Genomic DNA, 20,263 nt, shown 5'->3' with positions numbered 1-20,263 from the left:
GTTCCTGAGCCTGTCGAAGGGCGCCAGGGCTCGTCGCACCTCGACCCCCGGAGGTCGAGGTGCGAGGCCGGCCACGGCCGAGCCACGAGACCCGGTGAGACGACGGCCTGCCTCAGACATTGCGTCGGTACTGGCCCCCCACCTCGAAGAACGCCTCGGTGGTCTGCTGCAGGGAGCAGACGCGGGCGGCGTCCATGAGGGCGGCGAAGACGTTGTCGCCGTTGCGGGCGGCGGCCTTGAGCCGGTCGAGGGCGACCTTCGCCTCGTCGGTGTGGTCGCGGCGGAAGTCGGTGACCCGCTGCAGCTGGCCCTCCTTCTCGGCCTCCGTCGCCCGGGCGAGCTCGACGTGCTGCGGGGTGGCGTCGTCCGGGCCGTCGGGGGCCAGGAAGGTGTTGACGCCGATGATCGGCAGCGACCCGTCGTGCTTGCGGTGCTCGTAGAGCATCGACTCGTCCTGGATGCGGCCGCGCTGGTAGCCGGTCTCCATCGCCCCGAGGACGCCGCCGCGCTCGTTGATGGCCTCGAACTCCCGCAGCACCGCCTCCTCGACCAGGTCCGTGAGCTCGTCGATGACGTAGGAGCCCTGGAGGGGGTTCTCGTTCATCGCGAGGCCCCACTCCTTGTTGATGATCATCTGGATCGCCAGCGCGCGTCGTACGGACTCGGCGCCGGGCGTGGTCACGGCCTCGTCGTAGGCGTTGGTGTGGAGGCTGTTGGCGTTGTCGTAGATCGCGATCAGCGCCTGCAGCGTGGTGCGGATGTCGTTGAAGTCCATCTCCTGCGCGTGCAGGGACCGCCCGGAGGTCTGAACGTGGTACTTCAGCTTCTGCGAGCGCTCGCCGGCGCCGTACAGGTCCCGCATCGCGACCGCCCAGATGCGGCGGGCGACACGGCCGATGACGGAGTACTCCGGGTCCATCCCGTTGGAGAAGAAGAACGACAGGTTGGGCGCGAAGTCGTCGATGCTCATGCCGCGCGCCAGGTAGGCCTCGACGTAGGTGAACCCGTTGGCGAGGGTGAACGCGAGCTGGCTGATGGGGTTCGCCCCGGCCTCGGCGATGTGGTAGCCGGAGATTGAGACCGAGTAGAAGTTGCGGACCTTCTTCTCGATGAACCACTCCTGGATGTCGGCCATCATCCGCAGGGAGAACTCGGTGGAGAACAGGCAGGTGTTCTGGCCCTGGTCCTCCTTGAGGATGTCGGCCTGCACCGTGCCGCGCACCGTCGCGAGCGCGGTCTCGGCGTCGACGCCGTTCTCCGCGGCCTGGTCGATCACGGTGTTGAGGAAGAACGCCAGCACGCACGGCGCGGGTCCGTTGATCGTCATCGACACCGAGGTGGACGGCGCCAGCAGGTCGAAGCCGTTGTACAACACCTTCATGTCGTCGAGCGTCGCGACCGAGACGCCCGACGTGCCGACCTTGCCGTAGACGTCGGGGCGCGGGTCGGGGTCGCGGCCGTACAGCGTGACCGAGTCGAACGCCGTCGACAGCCGGGTCGCCTCGTTGCCCTCGGAGAGCAGCTTGAAGCGGCGGTTCGTACGGAACGGGTCGCCCTCGCCCGCGAACATGCGGGCCGGGTCCTCGCCGTCGCGCTTGAACGGGAACACCCCGGCGGTGAAGGGGAACCTCCCGGGGAGGTTCTCGCGGCGCCAGAAGCGGACCAGCTCGCCGTGGTCGTCGTACGTCGGGAGGCTGACGCGGCGGACCTTGGTGCCGCTCAGGGACTCCCGGGTCAGGGCGTAGCGGATCTCCTTGTCGCGGATCGTCACGACCTGCTCGTCGCCGGAGTAGGCCTCGACGACGTCGGCCCAGCCGTCGAGCTGCTCGGCGAGCTCGCGGGGCAGGTCGCGGTGGGCCACCTCGGCGCGGCGGGCGACCTCGGTGTGCGCCTCGGAGCCCTCGCCGTCCTCGGCGAGCTCCTCGGCGACCGCCGCGAGGCGCTGGGAGCGACGGGCCATCGCGGCGAGCCGCTCGGTCTCCGCGTGGTGGCCGCGGACGGCGTCCGCGACCTCGGCGAGGTACGTCGCCCGGTCGTTCGGAAGCACCTGGCGGATGCCCGAGGACGACTTCACGTCGACGCGCGGCAGCACGCCCTCCTCGGTGGGCAGCCCGTGCTCGACGAGGCTCGGCAGGAGGTGCTGGTAGAGCGCGGTGACGCCGTCGTCGTCGAAGCTGGCGGCGGAGGTGCCGAAGACCGGCATGTCCTCCGGCCTCTTGCCGAACGCCTCGCGGTTGCGCACGAGCTGGCGGCCCACGTCGCGCAGCGCGTCGGCGGCGCCCCGACGCTCGAACTTGTTGATGACCACGACGTCGGCGAAGTCGAGCATGTCGATCTTCTCGAGCTGGCTGGCGGCGCCGAACTCGGGCGTCATCACGTACATCGCGGTGTCGACGAACGGCACGATCGCCGCGTCGCCCTGCCCGATGCCGGGGGTCTCGACGACGACGAGGTCGTAGCCGGCGGCCTTGAGCAGCGTGATCACGTCGGGCAGGCAGTCGGGCAGCTCGTGGGCGCCGCGGGTGGCCAGCGAGCGGAAGAACACGCGGTCGCCGTCCAGGGAGTTCATGCGGATGCGGTCGCCGAGCAGCGCGCCGCCACCCTTGCGGCGGGTGGGGTCGACGGCGAGGACGGCGATGCGGAGCTTGTCCTGCTGGTCGACGCGCACCCGGCGTACCAGCTCGTCGGTCAGCGACGACTTGCCCGAGCCGCCGGTGCCGGTGAGGCCCAGCGTCGGGACGGTACGACGCTCGGCGGCCTCGGTCGCGCGGCGCAGGACGTCGTCGTCCAGACGACCGAGCTCGGCGGCGGTGATGGCGCGGGCCAGGGCGGTGCGGTCGCCGGAGATCAGCGCGTCGGCGTCCGGGCCGCCGATGCCGAGCAGGTCGACGTCGCAGGCGCGGACGACCTGGTCGATCATCCCGACGAGCCCGAGGCGCTGGCCGTCCTCGGGGCTGAAGATCGTCACGCCGGCGTCGCGGAGCGTCGCGATCTCGTCGGCGACGATGACGCCGCCGCCCCCGCCGACGATCTGGACGTGGCCGAGCCCCTGCTCGCGCAGCGACTCGGCGAGGTAGGTGAAGTACTCGACGTGCCCGCCCTGGTACGACGACACCGCGACGCCCTGCACGTCCTCCTCGAGCGCCGCGTCGACGACGTCCTTCACCGAGCGGTTGTGCCCGAGGTGGACGACCTCGCACCCGCGCGTCTGGAAGATCCGCCGCATGATGTTGATCGACGCGTCGTGGCCGTCGAACAGCGCCGAGGCGGTCACCAGGCGGACGGGGTTCTCAGGCGTGTGGAGGCTCTGCTGCTCGGTCATCGGGCCCTCGTCTCGGAATACTTTGACGTCCAACTATTCCATGGTAGTGGCCTCCGTGCGTGCCGTCGAACTGTCCACAGGTGACCCCTGCCCGTCCGGGTAGTCCCCTGAGGGACTGCTCCCGCGAGGACCCTCGGGCGACCGATGGCCAGGGGACTACGCCGCCGGAGAGGACGCGGCCTGTGGACGACGCCAGGGCGGGGGAGGAGCAGGGCGGGCCGGCCCGGCTCAGGTGGAGGTCGCGTCGACCTCGTCCCCCGCGCCGGCGCGGAGCCGCCGCAGCAGGTCGGTGAGGTGTGCCACCTCGGTCGGCGGGAGGCCCGGGTCCTCGAAGAGGGCGTTGAGCCCGAGGGTGGCACGCTCGGCGGCCGCGCGGCCGTCGTCGGTGAGCACGGCCAGCTTGACGCGGCGGTCGGCGGGGCCGGGCTCCCGTCGTACGAAGCCCTGGCGCTCGAGCCGGTCGACGGCGCTGGTCACGGACGCGGGGTGGACCTGCAGCAGCGAGCCCAGCCGGGTCATCGGCATCCGGCCCGCCGACGAGAACGACAGCAGCTGCAGGACCTCGTAGCGGGCGAAGGTGAGGTCGAGGGGGCGCAGGACGCCGTCGATGCGCTCGGTGACGAGCTGGAGGGCGCGGACCAGGGAGGTCACCATCGCCATCCCGTCCGCGGCGTCGGCCCACCCGTGGGCCACCCACTGCCGGTGGGCCTCCCGGATCGGGTCCGCGCTGCGGTCGCCGTTCATGGCCCACAACGTACGACGCCCCGCGCGCCGCGGTGGGCGTCGTCGCCTGTGGAGAGACGTTTGCGGAGGCTGTCGGTCGGGAGCACGGTGGGCGCATGCCGATCGCACCCGAGCGCCACGCCCCCGTCGTCCGTCTCGCCGACCCCGTCGTCGACGCCGTCGCGCGGGCCCACGACGACGCCGCACGGATGCTCGACGTCCCCACCTGGGGCGCGAGGCCGGCGGTGGACGCCGGCCCGGCCACCCCCGCGGTCGAGGCGCTGCTCGACGCGCTGGCCTCGACCTGCGGCGGCCTGGGGGTCGTCAACCGGATGCTGGCCGCGGGCGTCCGCGACGCCGCCCGCGGGCTCGGGGCGGCCGACGGCCGGGTGGCCGGCACCTTCGCGCACGCGGCGGCGGGGGTGGGGTCGTGACCGGCTTCGACACCGCGGTCGACGGCGAGCCCGGCACGCTGCGTGACTGCGTCCGGTGGCTCCGCGGGACGCTCCGCGGCGACGTCCGCGACGCGGCGACCCGGCAGGCCGGTGCCCGGCGCGACGCGGCAGGGGGCTGGGAGGGCGCCTCGTGCGAGGCCTACCGCGACGTCGGCTCGGTCGCGCTCGCGGCGACGGACGACCACGCCACCAGGATCGGGCGGGCCGCGGACGACGTCGACGCCGTGGCCGACCGGATGGACGACCTGCGGGCCACCATGCGGGGCGTCCGGGCCGAGGCTGAGGCGGCCGGACTGTTCGTGTCCGGCACCGTCGTGCACGCCCCCGTCTTCGGGACGGGCGAGCCGGAGTCGGTGGTCCCCGGCCCGTCGGACCAGGGCCACGCGGGCCGGGTGGCGGCGTACGACCGGCTGGAGCGGCGCGCCGCCACCGCGCGGCAGCGGGCGGAGGACTGGATCGCCCAGCACCTCGCCCGCGCCGGGGAGCGTGCGGCGGAGCGGGACGACGTCGAGGTGCTGCGACGCCGGCTCGGCGGCCCCGCGCCGGCGGGGACGGGACCGGTTCCCGCACCGGTCGACCTGCCCGCCCTGGGCGGGGTGGGCGGCCCGGGTGCCGGTGCGGGTGCCGTGACGGGCGGGGGCACGTTGGCCGGTCCGGGCGGGCCCGCCCTCGACCCACCCGGCCCGGGTGGCCCGGGTGGCGGCTCGGGTGGCGGCTGGGGTGGCGGGCCGGAGGGTGGCCCGCGCTGGGTGCCGGCCCCGGGGGTCCCGCGGTGGGAGGGCCCGCTCCGGGGGGAGCCCCGGTGGGAGGGCCCGCTGACCGGCCGGCCGCGGTGGGAGGAGCCGAAGGAGGAGCTCCCGGTCGCGGAGCCGGGTGACGTCCCGGTCGCGGAGCCGGGGCAGGTGCCGGTGGCGGAGCCGGGGGTGCGCGGGGCCCGCTGAGCCGGTCCGGCCTCGGTCACGGTCCGGCCACGATCCGGGTCCGGGTGGGGCGCCGCTGTCGGAGGGCGGGGCTAGTGTGCCGATGGCGCACGACCACCCAGGGCGTGCCTGTCCCGGGAGTCCCATGCCTCGTCTCGCCCAGCGTCTCGGTCTGCTCGCCGTCGCCGCCCTCGTGGTGGCCGGTCTCGATCCCGCCGGGGTGGGAGGCGGCGAGGCCGCCGCGGAGGAGTCCCCGTACACCCCGCTCGCGGACTTCGACCCCGCCGACCTGGGCGAGCCGCGGGTGGACCCCTCGTCGTTCTCGGCGGTCGACGTCGACCTCGGCGCGCTGCGCTCGGAGCTGTCCGACGCGCCGCGCACGCAGGGCCGGGGCGTCCAGGGCGCGGGCCTCACCTTCGAGGTCCCCAAGCCGGGCGGCGGCACCGAGACGTTCTCGCTGCAGCGGACCCAGGTGATGGAGCCGGCGCTCGCGGCGGACCACCCCGAGATCGCGACGTACGCCGGCCGCGGCGTCGACGACCCGCGCCTCACCGTCGTCCTCGACGTGACCCCGATGGGCTTCCACGCCGCCGTCCGCTCACCGTCCGCCGGGCGCGCCTGGTTCGTCGACCCCGCCGTCAACGAGCGCGGCACCACCGAGCACCTCGCCTACTACGGCGCCGCCGTCGAGGAGCCCGCCCAGGGCCTCGTCGAGCCCGAGCCGATCCCCGAGGACTTCTCGCCCGACACCCGGCAGGTGGCGGCCGCTGCGGGCGGGGGCCCGGTCGACCAGCGCGTCTACCGCGTGGCCCTGATGAACGACCCGTCGTACGCGAAGTACTTCGGCACCGAGAACGTGCTCGCCGAGAAGGTCACGCTGATGAACCGCGTGAACCAGGTCTACAACGACGACCTCGCGATCACGATGGTCCTGGTCGAGGACTCCGAGAAGACCAACCTCGACACGCGGGCGAAGGCCATCGGCGCCGACGGCCCGTGCGGCAGCTCGCCCTGCTACCAGCCGCCCTCCGACGGCGTCTCCGGCGACCTCGCGGGCTGCGGGGTCGACCTGCTCACCAAGAACCGGGTCGTCCTCGGCCAGCTGATCGGCGCCGAGAACTACGACATCGGCCACGTCGTCCTCGGCAAGAACGGCGGCGGTGTCGCGTTCCTCGGCGTCGTCGGCGCCGAGCTCAAGGGCGGCGGCTGCACCGGCCTGCCCTTCCCCGAGGGCGACTTCTTCGCCATCGACTACGTCGCCCACGAGATGGGCCACCAGTTCGACGGCCCGCACACGTTCAACGGCACGCAGGGCGCCTGCGCGGGGGGCAACCGCACGGCGCGCACCTCGGTGGAGCCGGGCTCCGGCTCCTCGGTGATGGCCTACGCCGGCATCTGCGACACCGACGACCTCCAGCAGCACACCGACCCGTACTTCTCGCAGCGCACCATCACCAACGTCACCAACTACGTCGGCGGCGACCTGGACGACTCCATCGAGGTCCAGACGGTGTCCCTGCGCGGCTTCGACGAGCCGGGCGACCAGGTCACCCTCGCCTACGAGGGCCGTCGTACGACGATCACGCGGGGCGCCACCACGTACAACCGGGTGGCCGTCGACGCGGCGATCGAGGAGCTGACCGGCCGCACCGTCACCATCGCCCCCTGGGACTACGCCCCGCTGGGCGAGGCGCCCGGGCGGATCGACGACCGCGGCTTCCAGGTGATCTTCGCGGCCACCACCGCGACGGACGACCCGACGGCCGAGCGCGTCGACGTGCCGCAGCTGCGCATCCCCTCCGCCGGCCAGGGCTTCGTCGGCACGACGACCCAGGGCGGGCCCACCACCAACGGCGGCGAGGTCAACGCCGACGTCAACACGGCCCCCGAGGTCGTCGCGCCGGCCGACCGCACCCTGCCGGTGCGCACCCCGTTCGCGCTGACCGCCTCCGGTCGTGACGCCGACGGCGACACCGTCAGCTTCCTGTGGGAGCAGAACGACGTCGGCGCCCGCGCCGGCACGGCGCTGATCGACAACGCGAAGACGAACGGCCCGCTCTTCCGGGTGTTCGGGCAGGCGGCGGACGTGTCGCTGGAGGACTCCCTGGAGTCACCGTCGCCGGGCCAGAACATCGCCGACGGCACCCCGACCCGGGTGTTCCCGGACATGCGGCAGGTGCTCGCCGGCAACACGAACGCCGCCACCGGTGCGTGCCCGACCCCGGCCTCCGGCGTCGTCACCCCGCGGATCCGCGAGTGCTTCGCCGAGTTCCTGCCCACCGCGGCCTACCTCGGCGCGGGCAACCTCGAGGAGCCGAGCCGGGCGATGAACTTCCGCGTCACGGCCCGCGACGGGTTCGCCGGCGGCGGTGGCACCGCCCACGACGACGTGCGCCTCACCCTCGACCGGACCGCCGGCCCGTTCCAGGTCACCTCGCAGAAGGCGGGCTCGACGCTGCGCAGCGGCGACGACCGCCGGGTCACCTGGGCCGTCAACGGCACGGACGCCCTGGCCGCGCGGGTGCGTATCTCGCTGTCGACCGACGGCGGGAGGACGTTCCCGACGGTGCTGGCGCAGTCCACCGCGAACGACGGCGCCGCGCGGGTCGACGTGCCGGCGGACGCGACCGACGAGGCACGGATCAAGATCGAGGCGGTCCGGAACTACTTCTTCGCGGTCAACAGCGGCGACTTCACCATCGACGCCGGCCCCGAGGCACCGGAGACCACCATCACGAAGGGGCCGGCCGCCGGCGGGTTCCGCCTGCAGACCCGGGCGCGGATCCGCTTCGAGTCCTCGGACGTCGGCTCGTCGTACCAGTGCACCCTGGACGGCGAGGAGGTCTCCTGCGACGGCACCGACGGTGCGCTGCTGGAGGGCCTCGCGCCCGGCACCCACCGGTTCACCGTCGCCGCGGTCGACTCGGAGGGCAACGTCGACGCCACCCCGGCCGTGCGCCGCTGGGCGACGCCGTACCCGGTCGGTCAGCTGCAGCGCGCCGGTGGCTGGACGCGGTACAGCAACGACGACGCGTACCGCGGGGCCTTCCTGCGCACGCAGCGGTCCGGTGCGACGCTGACGCGCCGCGCCTCCGGGGTGCAGCGGGTCGGGCTCGTGATCGGGAAGTCGCCGAACGCCGGTCGCGTCGCCGTCCTCGTGGGCGGCCAGCGCGTCGCAGTCCGGAACCTGCAGGACGACCGCACCCGCGGCACGGTCCTCCTCACGCTGCCCCGCCTCGCGAGCGCCCGCTCGGGCGCCGTGACGGTGCGGACGCTGGACGGCGGCAAGCCGGTGCGCGTCGAGGGGCTGGGGATCCTCCAGCGCTGACGCGGGACCCCCGGGCTACTTCCAGTCGATGTTGCCCGGGAGCTGACGGAAGGTGGTGCCGGTCGGACCCTCGACCGGCGCCGCCTCCTTCCGCGGCCCGCGGCCGACGACGACCGCGGCCACCAGCAGGCCGAGCCCGACGACGGTGAGGAACTGCATGAGCAGCTGTGCGGCCGGGGCGTAGAAGAACTCGACCGCCCCCAGGCCGCCCTCGCCGAGCTGCACCACGGCGTTCGCGACCGCGAACCAGAGGGTCGGGACGAGCGAGACCAGGGCCGCGAGCAGGGCCACCACGGCCCACCGCTGGCCCAGTCGCGTCATCGCCAGCACGGCGAGGGCGACGAGGGCGAGGATCTGCAGCGCGGAGCCGGCGAGGAAGGCGTACTGGCCGAGGGTGTCCATGCGGTGCATCCTGCCCCCGGCAGGCCCCACCCAACCCCGGTCCGACGTCAGGCGGGCTGAGTCGGCAGAAGTGTGCGCCTCAGACGTGCCGGGTCGGGCTCTTCCGCTGGACGTGTGGGTCGCGTGGTCCGATCACGGTCGGGAGCCGTGGTCGCGGTACTCCGTGACGATATGCACCATCTGCGGGTCTGACGTCGTACGAGACGTCACGGAGTACCGCTGGTCCACAGCCGGCCGGGGTTCGGCTCGGTACTCCCCTGAGGAACTGTCGCTCCGAACCGTGCCGGACAGCAGGACCTCAGGGGACTAACCCTGCGGCTCACCTGGTCACGGTGGACAACGCCTCGCGACCCCGTCGACCACCGGCGCGCCACGCGCGTGGCGCCGCCGCCATCGGCGCGAGGACCCTCGCGGTCCCGTGCACGAACGCACACAGTTCGGCACCCGGCGGGCTCCCTCGCCGCCTCACGCCGCACCTGGCCGCGCCGGCGCACCCACCGCCGAGGCGAACTGTGTCCCTTCGTGCAGCCTCCAGCCGATCCGATCCGGCACAGCCCGCTCCAGCACGTGAACGCGCCACCCACACATCACGCAGAGGAGCCCGGGTCGGCAGAAGTGTGCGTCAGTCGGCGCCCGCCGGACGAACCTTTCTGCCACTCGGCGTCCGGTTCAGCCCTCCCCGGCGATGCCGGCGTGCTCGTCGCGCAGCTGGCGCTTGAGGATCTTCCCGGACGGGTTCTTCGGCAGGGAGTCGGCGACGACGACGTACTTCGGCGTCTTGTAGCCCGCCAGCACCGAGCGGGCGTGGGTGCTGACGGTCTCGGCGGTGACGTCCGCGCCGGCCTTGGGGACGACGACGGCGGTGACCGCCTCCACCCACCGGGGGTGGGAGACCCCGAAGACGGCGACCTCGGCGACGCCCTCGAGGGCGTAGATCGCCTCCTCGACCTCGCGGGAGGCGACGTTCTCACCGCCGGTCTTGATCATGTCCTTCTTGCGGTCCACGACGTAGAGCCGGCCGCCGTCGTCGAGGTAGCCGAGGTCGCCGGAGTGGAACCAGCCGCCGGCGAACGCCTCCGCGGTCTTCGCCTCGTCGCGGTAGTAGCCGAGCGTCGCGTGGGGGGAGCGGTGGACGATCTCGCCGATCTCGCCCTGAGGGACGTCCTCGCCGGCGTCGTCCACGATCCGCGTCTCCACGTTGAGCGCCGGCCGGCCCGCGGACCCGGCGTGCGACAGCTGCTCGTCGGGGCCGAGGAAGGTCGCCAACGGCGACATCTCGGTCTGGCCGTAGAGGTTGTAGAGCCGGACGTCGGGCAGCCGGGACGACATTTCCTTGAGGATCTCGACCGGCATCGGCGAGGCGCCGTAGTAGCCCTTCTCCAGCGACGACAGGTCGGTGGACTCGAAGGCGGGGCAGCGCAGCAGCGAGATCCACACCGTGGGCGGGGCGAAGAACTTGGTGACGCGGTGCTCGGCGATCGCGGCGAGGACCTGCTCGGGCTCCGGGGCGGGCAGCACGATGCTCGTCGCGCCCATCCAGACGTCCGGTCCGAGGAACACGTCGAGCTGCGCGCAGTGGTAGAGCGGCAGGGTGTGCAGCTCGACGTCGTCGGCGGAGTAGTCGGCCTCGAGCGCGCAGGAGACGTACTGCCACATCAGCGCCCGGCTGGTCATCACCGCGCCCTTGGGGCGCGACTCGGTGCCGGAGGTGTACATCAGCCGGACGGGGTCGTCGTCGGCCATGGCGACCGGCTCGGGGAGGCCGTCGTGGTCGAACCACGACTGCGCGTCGACCCAGGTGCCACCGGCCGACGACGGCGCGCCGCCGATCGCGGCGAGGAGCGTGGGGGAGGCGGTCTCCTGACGGGCCGTCGCGGCCTCGGCGACCTCGACGTGCTCGGTGTCGACGACGAGCGCGCGGGCCTCGGAGTGGTCGAGGATGAACGCCACCTCGCCGGCGCCCAGCATGAAGTTCAGCGGCACCAGCACCACACCGGCGCGGGCGCACGCGAAGTTCAGGACGACGTACGCCCACGAGTTGCGGGCCAGCAGGGCCAGCCGGTCGCCCTTGACGAGCCCCGCGGACTGGAGGGCCGCGGCGGTGCGGTCGATGCAGGCGTCGAGCTCGGCGTACGTCAGGGAGACGCCGTGGGTGGGGTCGACGACGGCCGGCTTGTCCGGCGTACGACGGGCCGAGCGGCGGGGCAGGTCGCCGAGGGCGTGCTGGCGGGCCAGGGCGACGGTGGGCGGTGCGACGTGGTCCATGTCACGGGAACCTAACCGTCGGACGGCCCGGATCCCAGGGGTCTGCCCACCGCGTGGTCAGGCGGTGCGCCGCACCCGCTCGGCGAGGCGCAGGGCGGCGTGCCGCACGATGAGCGCCTCCTCGGGGTCGCGCGCCGCGACCTCGGGCACCGTCCCGCTGAGCAGCGCGACCGGCCGCGCGAGCCACGCCCACGCGGCCCAGGGGTCCATGCGGGCCGTCAGCAGCGGCTCGAGCACCGGCCCCAGCTCGGGCCGCAGCTCCCCGTCGTCGGTGAGCTGGAAGGCGGGCACGATCGAGGTCGACCGGTGCGGGACGACGAGCAGCGCCCCCCGGTTGGCGGCCTTGTGGACGGCGAACCGGGTCGCGTCCTCCGACGTGCCGCGCAGCTCCCCGAGCGAGGCGTAGGAGTGCCACCCGTCGGCGAGGAGCCCGTCCCGCAGCCCGGCGCGGCGCCGCAGCTGCACCAACGTCACCGGGACGGCGTGCCCGGGGTCGTCGCCCTCCTGGTGGAGCAGCCCGTCGAGGTCGGCCAGCTGGTCGCCGCTCAGCGGCTCGCCGGTGACCGGGTCCGTCCACCGCGCGACGCCGCCGGCGTCCCGCTCGAACGTCGGCAACCCGGCGTCGGCGAGCTGCTCGTCCAGCCCCAGCCCCTCCAGCCACGCGGCCAGCCGCTCGGCGCGGTCGTCGTACGGCGGGGGCATGTCTCGCAACCTAGCGCGAGGTCCGGCGGCCCAGGACGACGACGGAGGCGATCACTGTCCCTCACGGACAGTGATCGCCTCCGTTGGTCGGAGCCAGGGCGAGCCGTCGCCTACTTGTTGGCCTTGCGGGCCCGCGAGGCGGTCTTGGCGCGGGTGTTGGCGTCGAGGTCCAGCTTGCGGATGCGGTTGGCGTCGGGGGTGACCTCGACGCACTCGTCCTCGCGGCAGAACTCGAGGCACTGCTCGAGCGACAGCTTCTTCGGCGGGATCAGCTTCTCGAAGTTGTCGGAGGTGGCGGACCGGATGTTGGTCTGCTGCTTCTCCTTGGTGATGTTGACGTCCATGTCGTCGGCGCGGGAGTTCTCGCCGACGATCATGCCCTCGTACACCTCGGTCGCGGGCTCGACGAACATCGTGCCGCGCTCCTGCAGCGACGTCATCGCGTACGCCGTCGCGGCGCCCTTGCGGTCGGCCACCAGGGAGCCGTTGTTGCGGCCGCGGATCTCGCCAGCCCAGGGCTCGTAGCCCTCGGAGATGTGGTGGGCGATGCCGGTGCCGCGGGTCTCGGTGAGGAACTCGGTCCGGAAGCCGATGAGGCCACGGGCGGGGACGATGAACTCCATCCGCACCCAGCCGGTGCCGTGGTTGGTCATCTGCTCCATGCGGCCCTTCCGGGCGGCGAGGAGCTCGGTGACGGTGCCGAGGTGCTCCTCGGGGGCGTCGATGGTGAGGCGCTCGAACGGCTCGTGGACCTTGCCGTTCACCTCCCTGGTGACGACCTGCGGCTTGCCGACGGTCATCTCGAAGCCCTCGCGGCGCATCTGCTCCACGAGGATCGCCAGCGCGAGCTCGCCGCGGCCCTGCACCTCCCACGCGTCGGGGCGGTCGGTCGGGAGGACCCGCAGGCTGACGTTGCCGACCAGCTCGGAGTCGAGGCGGTCCTTGACGAGGCGGGCGGTGACCTTGCTGCCCTTCACCCGGCCGACCAGCGGCGAGGTGTTGGTGCCGATGGTCATCGAGATCGCGGGCTCGTCGACGTGGATCAGCGGCAGCGCGACCGGGTTCTCCGGGTCGGCCAGCGTCTCGCCGATGGTGATGTCGGGGATGCCCGCGACGGCGCAGATGTCGCCGGGGCCGGCCTTCTCGCCGGGCTTGCGCTCGAGGCCCTCGGTGACGAGGAGCTCGGTGATGCGGAGGTTCTTGACGGTGCCGTCGCGGCGCATCCACGCCACCTGCTGGCCCTTGCGGAGCTCGCCCTGCTTGATGCGCAGCAGCGCGAGGCGGCCGAGGAACGGCGAGGCGTCGAGGTTGGTGACGTGCGCCTGCAGCGGCGCGCCCTCGTCGTACGTCGGGGCGGGGATGGTCTCGAGGATGGTGCGGAACAGCGGCTCGAGGTCGGGGCTGTCGGGCAGGCCGCCGTCCTCGGGCTGCTCGGTCGAGGCGCGACCGGCGCGGGCGGAGGCGTAGACGACCGGGAAGTCCAGCGCGGTCTGCGAGTGCGAGTCGTCCAGCAGGTCCATGAACAGCTCGTAGGTCTCGTCGACGACCTCCGCGATGCGGGAGTCGGAGCGGTCGACCTTGTTGACCACCAGCACGACCGGCATGTCGGCGTTGAGCGCCTTGCGCAGCACGAACCGGGTCTGGGGGAGCGGGCCCTCGCTGGCGTCGACCAGCAGCACGATGCCGTCGACCATCGACAGGCCGCGCTCGACCTCGCCACCGAAGTCGGCGTGGCCGGGGGTGTCGATGATGTTGATGGTCATGTCACCGTCAGCCATCTCCTGGGCCGACGGGCCCCGGTAGTGGACCGCGGTGTTCTTCGCGAGGATCGTGATCCCCTTCTCGCGCTCCAGGTCGCCGGAGTCCATGACCCGCTCGGCCACGCTCTCGGCCTGGTGCGCGGTGAAGGCGCCGGCCTGCTTGAGCATGGCGTCGACCAACGTCGTCTTGCCGTGGTCGACGTGGGCCACGATCGCGACGTTGCGCAGGTCGGGGCGGGTGATGCTCATCCGGGACGCTCTCCTTCGAGGGGGTACGAGGACCCGTCTGGGCCCCGTCCACCCTAGGTGGCAGACCCTGCCGGACCCCATTCCGCGACGCTCCGGCGACCTGGGCGTGAGCGGGGTCACGGCAGGATGGTGCCGTGATCCGCAACGTGGTGGTGGGTGTCGTGAGGGACGGCGTGGACGCCGAGCAGGTCGAGGCGGCGCTGCAGGCGCTGCGCGACCTGGAGCTGGACGGCGAGCCGCTGGGCATCGTCGCCGGGCAGGACCTGGGCCTGCGGGAGGGCAACGCGTCGTACTCGCTGACGGTCGACTTCGCCGACGAGGACGCCTACCGGCGCTACGACCTCGACGAGGAGCACAACCGCATCCGCCGCGAGCTTTTCGCGCCGATCTCGAGCGAGATCCGGCGCATCCAGTTCCGCCTGCCCTGAGCCGAGCCCTCGACACTGTCGGTCCTCGGGGCGAGGGTGGGTCCATGGTCACCCACGTCGCCCCGCACCGCCGCGGAGCCTGCTCGTTCGTCCCGCCGCAGCTGCTCCGGCAGCTCGCCGCGAACCGCCCCGAGGTCTCGGCGCGGCTCGAGGCGTCGCTCGTGGTCGACGACCGCATCCGCCTGCGTCGGCGCGAGACGCCGGTCGGGGAGGCGGTCCACGCCGCGATGCGCGTCGCCCCCGGGGCGGCGTGGACCGTGCACGACGCCGCCGGTGGCACCGAGCTGCCCGGTCGGCGGGCGCGTCGCGCCGGCGAGCCCGCGACGGGGGACGACGCCGTCGACGAGGCCGCCCGGGGCCTCGAGCAGAGCCTCGACCTGTTCCGGACGGCGTACGGCCGCGACTCCTTCGACGACCGCGGCGCCCCGGTGGTCGCGACCGTCCACTACGGCCAGGACTACGTCAACGCCTTCTGGGACGGCACCCAGCTCGTGTTCGGCGACGGCGACGGGGAGGTCTTCGGCCGCTTCACCCGCTCGCTCGACGTGGTCGCCCACGAGTTCTCCCACGCGGTCGTGCAGTACACCGCCGACCTCGTGTACGCCGACCAGTCGGGCGCGCTCAACGAGTCGGTCTGCGACGTCTTCGCCGCCTGCCTGGTGCAGCGTGAGCGCGGGGAGACCGCGGAGCAGGCGGACTGGCTGATCGGACGCGAGCTGTTCCTGCCCGGGGTCCAGGCGCGGGCGCTGCGCGACATGGCGAACCCGGGCACGGCGTACGACGACCCGGCGCTGGGCAAGGACCCGCAGGTCGGCCACATGGACGACTTCGTGGTGACCCAGGACGACAACGGCGGCGTCCACCTCAACTCCGGGATCCCCAACCGCGCGTTCCACCTCGCGGCGACGGCGATCGGCGGGAACAGCTGGGAGGGCGCGGGTGCGATCTGGTACGCCGCGCTCACCGGCGAGGTGGGGGCGCGCACGGACTTCGCCGGGTTCGCCGCCGCCACGATCGGCGCCGCCGGGGCGCAGGCGGACGCCGTCCGCGAGGCCTGGCGCCAGGTGGGCGTCAGCCCGGCCGGCGGCGCGGGCGGCGGCGGTGACGGCCGGGGTGACCGGCAGCGCGGGCCGCTCCGGGTCACCCGGTCCGGCGGGTTCGCCGGCATGGTCGAGCAGGGCGAGATCGACCTCGACGCCGCGGACGACCCCCGGGCCGGCGACGTGCTGGCGCTGTGGGACCGCATCGACCTGCCGGCCGCCCGGGCCCAGGCCCCGGCGCCGTCCTCGGTTGCCGACGGCTTCGTCTACGCCTTCACCGACCCGGCCGGCGAGCGCGTCGAGCTGCCGGAGCACGCGCTCACCGACGACCTCCGCAGCCTCGCCGGGCTGCTGCTGCCCGGTCGTCACCGCGACGGCGGCGTCTGAGCCACCGCCGCCGCGGCGCGATCCGTCAGAGGGAGCCGTAGGAGCAGCTCAGCGCGCCGTCGGCGGTGGTGCAGGCGGGGTCGGCGTACGTGCCGCCACCGCGGCGCTCGTCGGCGCCCGGGGAGTAACGCCCGGCGTACTTCGTGTTCAGGCGCGGCGCCGTCCGGGTGCGGTCCTCCGCGCGCCGGGAGATGCCGGTGGCGGTGAAGTCCGCACGGTCTCCGGTGCGGAGCCACTCGGTGGTGATCGTCAGGTCCAGCGAGCCGTCGCGGCCCGGCCCGACTCCCCAGGCCGCGCCGGCGACGGAGATGCGGCGCGGTCGGTCCCCCGCCAGGGAGACGACCCGCGGGGAGCGGGGACCGTTGTAGAAGGTGACGGCGAAGTCCCGGTCCCCGGGTCCGTCGACGATCGTCTTGACCTGCTGCATCGGGTCGTCGGCCGGGCTGTCGTCGAGGCCCACGCGACGGATCGTCGCCGCGATGCTGAGCAGCCGCTCGTTGCGCGGCAGTGGCATCTGGTAGCCGACCTTCCGCACGTCGGCGCGCGAGCGACGGTTCGGGTCCGTCCCCGTCGTGTCGTACGCCGGGTCGCTCACCGACGCGCTCGTGCGGGGCGGCGGGTTGTCGGCCGGAGCCGCGACGGCGGTGGTGGAGGCCGCGAGCAGCGAGCCCGCGACGAGGGTGGCGACGGCGACGAGCGGTGAGGTCCTCATACAGGTCCTGACGTCGTGAGCGGGTGAGAGGTTGCCCGGGCGGACGGGACGGCGTCGTGTCACCCGAGGCCACCGTTCGTCCAGGTGCAGCGGGTCCGGCCGTCGTCCAGCCTGGTGCAGCCGTCGGCGCCGCGAGTCATGGCCTGGCGACCGGTCGGGCCGGAGTACCGCGAGTTGAGCCGCTCCACGGTGCGGGCGGCGTCGGTGGCCTCACCGGAGATGCCCGTCGACGTCAGGTCGAGCCGGTCGGGGCCGCGCAGCCACTCGGTGGTGATCCCGAGGACCATCCCGCCCGGTCCGCCCCTGGCCCCGCCCGAGATGATGAAGGCGCCCTCCCAGTTCACCCTGCGCGGCTTGCCGGAGGGCGTGCCGAGGTAGACGACGCGGGGTGCGCGTTCGGTGTTGTAGACGGTGATCGCCCAGTCCCGCGCGCCCGGACCGTCGAGGATCGTCTTGACCTGCTGCGACGGCGCTCCGCCGATCGGCACCTCCGGTCGGGGCTCGTTGCCGAAGCCGAACCGCACGAAGTCTGCGCGGATCTGCAGGAGGCGGCCCTGGCGGGCCAGGGGCATCTTGTACGCGACCCCGGTGAGGTCCGCCCGGGGGTGGCGCCAGCGCGGGCCACCGGAGGCGTCACCCCTCGGGTCCTCAGCGCTGCCCTGCGTACGCGGCGGCCGGTCGGGCGCGTCGGCTGTCGCGGTCGGCCCGACGGCGAGCGCTCCGAGCAGCAGGGCGGTGGTGGCGAGCAGCGCGCGGTGTCGCATGGGATCCCCCGATCGTGGTGTGGGAGGAACCTCGCCGATCGCGGCCGCCGTGTCCAGGGGTCTGCAGGTCGGTGCAGACCCCTGGCGCGGGGTGGCGTGGGGTCAGGACTCCTCGCGGAACACCTTGTGCTGCGCGGCCTGGGCGCGGGGGCGGATGACCAGCTCGTCGACGTTGACGTGGGACGGCCGCGTGACCATCCAGGTGATCGCCTCGGCGACGTCGTCCGCGACGAGGGGCTCCTTGACGCCGGCGTACACCTTGTCGGCCTTCTCCTGGTCGCCGCCGAAGCGGACGAGGGAGAACTCGTCGGTCTGGACCATGCCGGGGGCGATCTCGGTGACGCGGACGGGCTGGTCCCACAGCTCGAGGCGCAGCGTCTCGGTGACGACCTGGGTGCCGTGCTTGGCCGCGGTGTAGCCGGCGCCGCCCTCGTAGGCGATGCGGCCGGCGGTGGACCCGACGTTGCAGATGATCCCAGCGCCGGTCGCCTTCAGCGCCGGCAGGAGGGCCTTGGTGACCTGCATGAGGCCGACGACGTTGACCTCGTACATCGCGCGCCACTGCTCGGCGTCCGCCTCGGCGACGGGGCTGGAGCCGAACGCGCCGCCCGCGTTGTTGACCAGCACGTCGAGGGAGTCGCCGACGGTCTCGGCGAGCGCGGCGACCTGCGTGGCGTCGGTGACGTCGCAGGTCACGGCCGTCCCGTCGATCTCGGCGGCGAGGTCAGCGATGCGGTCGGCCCGACGGGCGGCGCAGACGACGTGGAACCCGGCGGCGGCGAGGTGGCGGGCGGTGGCGGCGCCGATGCCGCTGCTGGCGCCCGTCACGACGGCCAGGGGACGGGAGGAGGAGGAGGTGGTCATGGGGCCGATTCTGCCTCGGGCGTGCGGGCAGGGAATCCTGGGCACGGGTCATCAGTTGTGCCAGGTCGGGCCGAGATCCCCTGCAGACGAGCCCGAAGGACGGAGGTCGGATGCGCTCGCACCCCCGGCGGGTCGCCATGATCAGCCTGCACACCTCGCCGCTGGACCAGCCCGGCACCGGCGACGCCGGCGGGATGAACGTCTACGTCATCGAGCTCGCCCGCCGCCTCGCGGCCCGCGGCACCGAGGTGGACGTCTTCACGCGCGCCACGTCCTCCCGACTGCCGGCGGTCGTCGACTGCGGGGACGGCGTCCGCGTGCGTCACGTCGTCGCCGGTCCGTTCGCCGGGCTCACGAAGACCGAGCTGCCCGCCCAGCTGTGCACCTTCGCCCGCGAGGTGCTCCGGGCGGAGGCCGCCGAGGAGGTCGGGCACTACGACGTCGTCCACAGCCACTACTGGCTGTCGGGCCAGGTCGGCGCCCTGGCGCGCGACCGCTGGCGGGTCCCCCTGGTCCACTCGATGCACACGATGGCGAAGGTGAAGAACGCCGCGCTGGCGGCGGGTGACGTCCCCGAGCCGGGCGTCCGCGTGCTGGGCGAGGAGCAGGTCGTCGCCGCCGCCGACATGCTCGTCGCGAACACCGACCAGGAGGCCAAGCAGCTCATCGAGTGCTACGACGCCGACCCGGGTCGCGTCGAGGTCGTCCACCCCGGCGTCGACCTCGGGGTGTTCCGCCCCGTGGGGCAGACGGCTGCCCGCGCGGCCCTCGGGCTCCCGCCGGACGCGCACGTCGTGCTGTTCGCCGGCCGCATCCAGGCGCTCAAGGGCCCCGAGGTGCTGCTGCGGGCCGTCGCGCGCCTGCTCGCCGACCGCCCCGACCTGGCCGGGCGGCTCGTCGTCCCGGTCGTCGGCGGACCGTCCGGCTCCGGCCTGGAGAAGCCCGAGGCCCTGGGCCGGCTGGCCGACGAGCTGGGCCTGTCCGACGTCGTCCGCTTCGTGCCGCCGATGGCGCAGACCGACCTGGCGCAGTGGTACGCCGCCGCCACCCTGGTCGCCGTGCCGTCGTACAACGAGTCGTTCGGGCTGGTCGCCGTCGAGGCGCAGGCCAGCGGGACCCCCGTCGTGGCGGCCGCCGTCGGCGGGCTGACCACCGCGGTCGCCCACGAGCGCAGCGGACTCCTCGTCGAGGGCCACGACGTCGGCGACTGGGCGCGTGCCATCGGACGGGTGCTCACCGAGGACGGGCTGCGCGAGCGGCTCGCCGCGGGCGCCGTCCGCTGGACCGCGGGGTTCGGCTGGGAGCAGACCGCCGAGCGGACACTCGAGGTCTACGCCCGCGCGGCCGAGGTCCGGCGTCGCGAGCTCGACGGCGGTCCCGCCACCCTGGTGGGCCGATGACCGTCCCCGAGGTAGAGGGCGACCTCCCCGACGAGGCCGCCGTGGCGGCCGTGCGCACCTGGCTCGCCGACAACGAGGTCGAGCACACCGAGATCCGACCCGGCGTCTTCTCGATCACCCTGCCCGGGGAGAAGAAGCTGCAGACCCCCGTGCGCCTCGACGTCGGCCGGCACGCGCTCGGCGTTCACGCCTTCGTCTGCCGCAACCCCGACGAGAACCACGCCCGCGTCCACCGCTGGCTGCTGGAGCGGAACCTCAAGACGTACGGCGTCGGCTTCGCGGTCGACCGCACCGGCGACATCTACCTCGACGGCCGGCTCCCGCTGCTCGCGACCGCGCCCGAGGAGCTCGACCGGCTGCTCGGCTCGGTGCTGGCGTGGGCCGACGAGTCGTTCAACTCGATCCTCGAGCTCGGGTTCGCCTCGTCGATCCGCAAGGAGTGGGAGTGGCGCCGCCTGCGCGGCGAGCCCACCCACAACCTCGAGGCGTTCCGCGGCTGGCTCGAGGCGGGCGAGGACCCGGACCCTCCCTCGTGAGGCAGC

Annotated in this window: 16 protein-coding genes; 7 read left to right on the top strand and 9 right to left on the bottom strand. The window is 73.6% G+C overall.

What is annotated here, in order from left to right:
• Positions 1-112: 112 nt before the first annotated feature.
• Together icmF and Q0858_RS08910 are read right to left on the bottom strand one after the other, a co-directional pair.
• Complete coding sequence (gene icmF, locus Q0858_RS08915; RefSeq protein WP_299052901.1) at positions 113-3,322, bottom strand: fused isobutyryl-CoA mutase/GTPase IcmF; 3,210 nt, start codon at positions 3,320-3,322, stop codon at positions 113-115.
• Between the two features lie 228 nt (positions 3,323-3,550).
• On the bottom strand, positions 3,551-4,066 hold the full coding sequence (locus tag Q0858_RS08910; RefSeq protein WP_299052898.1) for a MarR family transcriptional regulator: 516 nt from the start codon (positions 4,064-4,066) through the stop codon (positions 3,551-3,553).
• A gap of 95 nt (positions 4,067-4,161) precedes the next feature.
• Between Q0858_RS08910 and Q0858_RS08905 the strand changes: the two genes are divergently transcribed.
• The 3 genes from Q0858_RS08905 (at position 4,162) to Q0858_RS08895 (ending at position 8,748) form a co-directional block, all read left to right on the top strand.
• The gene (locus Q0858_RS08905) at positions 4,162-4,479 is read left to right on the top strand and encodes a hypothetical protein (protein WP_299052896.1); all 318 of its coding nucleotides are present in this window, start codon (positions 4,162-4,164) and stop codon (positions 4,477-4,479) included.
• Positions 4,476-5,441 (top strand): hypothetical protein, encoded by a 966-nt coding sequence (locus tag Q0858_RS08900; protein WP_299052893.1) that lies wholly within the window; start codon positions 4,476-4,478, stop codon positions 5,439-5,441. Before Q0858_RS08905 ends, Q0858_RS08900 begins: the two co-directional genes overlap by 4 nt.
• Before the next feature lie 124 nt (positions 5,442-5,565).
• The gene (locus Q0858_RS08895; RefSeq protein WP_299052891.1) at positions 5,566-8,748 is read left to right on the top strand and encodes a M12 family metallo-peptidase; all 3,183 of its coding nucleotides are present in this window, start codon (positions 5,566-5,568) and stop codon (positions 8,746-8,748) included.
• 15 nt (positions 8,749-8,763) lie between these two features.
• Here Q0858_RS08895 and Q0858_RS08890 read toward each other — a convergent pair whose 3' ends face one another.
• The 4 genes from Q0858_RS08890 to typA form a co-directional block, all read right to left on the bottom strand.
• Positions 8,764-9,150: a hypothetical protein gene (locus tag Q0858_RS08890; protein WP_299052889.1), complete on the bottom strand. Its 387-nt coding sequence runs from the start codon at positions 9,148-9,150 to the stop codon at positions 8,764-8,766.
• Between the two features lie 669 nt (positions 9,151-9,819).
• Positions 9,820-11,415 (bottom strand): acyl-CoA synthetase, encoded by a 1,596-nt coding sequence (locus Q0858_RS08885; protein ID WP_299052886.1) that lies wholly within the window; start codon positions 11,413-11,415, stop codon positions 9,820-9,822.
• Between the two features lie 57 nt (positions 11,416-11,472).
• On the bottom strand, positions 11,473-12,117 hold the full coding sequence (locus Q0858_RS08880) for a hypothetical protein (protein WP_299052883.1): 645 nt from the start codon (positions 12,115-12,117) through the stop codon (positions 11,473-11,475).
• A gap of 110 nt (positions 12,118-12,227) precedes the next feature.
• Positions 12,228-14,126 carry a translational GTPase TypA gene (typA, locus tag Q0858_RS08875; protein WP_299052880.1) on the bottom strand — a complete coding sequence of 633 codons (1,899 nt, stop codon included), beginning with the start codon at positions 14,124-14,126 and terminating at the stop codon, positions 12,228-12,230.
• 134 nt (positions 14,127-14,260) lie between these two features.
• On the opposite strand from typA, the gene Q0858_RS08870 reads away from it, so the two are divergent.
• Both Q0858_RS08870 and Q0858_RS08865 read left to right on the top strand, forming a co-directional pair.
• Positions 14,261-14,554, top strand: coding sequence for a Dabb family protein (locus tag Q0858_RS08870; RefSeq protein WP_299052877.1), 294 nt, complete (start codon positions 14,261-14,263; stop codon positions 14,552-14,554).
• Positions 14,555-14,598: 44 nt separating this feature from the next.
• Positions 14,599-15,981: a protealysin inhibitor emfourin gene (locus tag Q0858_RS08865; RefSeq protein ID WP_299052874.1), complete on the top strand. Its 1,383-nt coding sequence runs from the start codon at positions 14,599-14,601 to the stop codon at positions 15,979-15,981.
• Between the two features lie 25 nt (positions 15,982-16,006).
• Here Q0858_RS08865 and Q0858_RS08860 read toward each other — a convergent pair whose 3' ends face one another.
• The 3 genes from Q0858_RS08860 to Q0858_RS08850 form a co-directional block, all read right to left on the bottom strand.
• Entirely contained in the window at positions 16,007-16,693 is a 687-nt protein-coding gene (locus tag Q0858_RS08860) for a hypothetical protein (RefSeq protein WP_299052873.1), read from the bottom strand.
• Positions 16,694-16,752: 59 nt separating this feature from the next.
• Positions 16,753-17,457: a hypothetical protein gene (locus tag Q0858_RS08855; protein ID WP_299052871.1), complete on the bottom strand. Its 705-nt coding sequence runs from the start codon at positions 17,455-17,457 to the stop codon at positions 16,753-16,755.
• A 102-nt stretch (positions 17,458-17,559) separates the two neighbouring features.
• Positions 17,560-18,321, bottom strand: a complete 762-nt coding sequence (locus Q0858_RS08850; RefSeq protein WP_299052869.1) for an SDR family oxidoreductase — start codon at positions 18,319-18,321, stop codon at positions 17,560-17,562.
• 110 nt (positions 18,322-18,431) lie between these two features.
• Here Q0858_RS08850 and mshA point away from each other — a divergent pair, with 110 nt between their 5' ends.
• Both mshA and Q0858_RS08840 read left to right on the top strand, forming a co-directional pair.
• Positions 18,432-19,721, top strand: a complete 1,290-nt coding sequence (gene mshA / locus Q0858_RS08845) for a D-inositol-3-phosphate glycosyltransferase (RefSeq protein ID WP_299052867.1) — start codon at positions 18,432-18,434, stop codon at positions 19,719-19,721.
• Positions 19,718-20,257, top strand: coding sequence for a YbjN domain-containing protein (locus tag Q0858_RS08840; RefSeq protein ID WP_299052865.1), 540 nt, complete (start codon positions 19,718-19,720; stop codon positions 20,255-20,257). Before mshA ends, Q0858_RS08840 begins: the two co-directional genes overlap by 4 nt.
• Positions 20,258-20,263: the final 6 nt, after the last annotated feature.

This window comes from uncultured Nocardioides sp. (genome assembly GCF_947489365.1).
Taxonomy (GTDB): Bacteria; Actinomycetota; Actinomycetes; order Propionibacteriales; family Nocardioidaceae; genus Nocardioides.
Note: the sequence above shows the minus strand (reverse complement) of the source record. Positions and strands in the feature narration are given on the sequence as shown.

Bases quoted from the DNA above. Each gene is read 5' to 3' on its own strand.
- Q0858_RS08890 (WP_299052889.1), bottom strand. From the start codon at position 9,150: ATGGACACCCTCGGCCAGTACGCCTTCCTCGCCGGCTCCGCGCTGCAG.
- Q0858_RS08910 (WP_299052898.1), bottom strand. From the start codon at position 4,066: ATGAACGGCGACCGCAGCGCGGACCCGATCCGGGAGGCCCACCGGCAG.
- Q0858_RS08865 (WP_299052874.1), top strand. From the start codon at position 14,599: ATGGTCACCCACGTCGCCCCGCACCGCCGCGGAGCCTGCTCGTTCGTC.
- Q0858_RS08855 (WP_299052871.1), bottom strand. From the start codon at position 17,457: ATGCGACACCGCGCGCTGCTCGCCACCACCGCCCTGCTGCTCGGAGCG.
- Q0858_RS08840 (WP_299052865.1), top strand. From the start codon at position 19,718: ATGACCGTCCCCGAGGTAGAGGGCGACCTCCCCGACGAGGCCGCCGTG.
- Q0858_RS08905 (WP_299052896.1), top strand. From the start codon at position 4,162: ATGCCGATCGCACCCGAGCGCCACGCCCCCGTCGTCCGTCTCGCCGAC.
- icmF (WP_299052901.1), bottom strand. From the start codon at position 3,322: ATGACCGAGCAGCAGAGCCTCCACACGCCTGAGAACCCCGTCCGCCTG.
- Q0858_RS08885 (WP_299052886.1), bottom strand. From the start codon at position 11,415: ATGGACCACGTCGCACCGCCCACCGTCGCCCTGGCCCGCCAGCACGCC.
- typA (WP_299052880.1), bottom strand. From the start codon at position 14,126: ATGAGCATCACCCGCCCCGACCTGCGCAACGTCGCGATCGTGGCCCAC.
- mshA (WP_299052867.1), top strand. From the start codon at position 18,432: ATGCGCTCGCACCCCCGGCGGGTCGCCATGATCAGCCTGCACACCTCG.
- Q0858_RS08850 (WP_299052869.1), bottom strand. From the start codon at position 18,321: ATGACCACCTCCTCCTCCTCCCGTCCCCTGGCCGTCGTGACGGGCGCC.
- Q0858_RS08880 (WP_299052883.1), bottom strand. From the start codon at position 12,117: ATGCCCCCGCCGTACGACGACCGCGCCGAGCGGCTGGCCGCGTGGCTG.
- Q0858_RS08860 (WP_299052873.1), bottom strand. From the start codon at position 16,693: ATGAGGACCTCACCGCTCGTCGCCGTCGCCACCCTCGTCGCGGGCTCG.
- Q0858_RS08895 (WP_299052891.1), top strand. From the start codon at position 5,566: ATGCCTCGTCTCGCCCAGCGTCTCGGTCTGCTCGCCGTCGCCGCCCTC.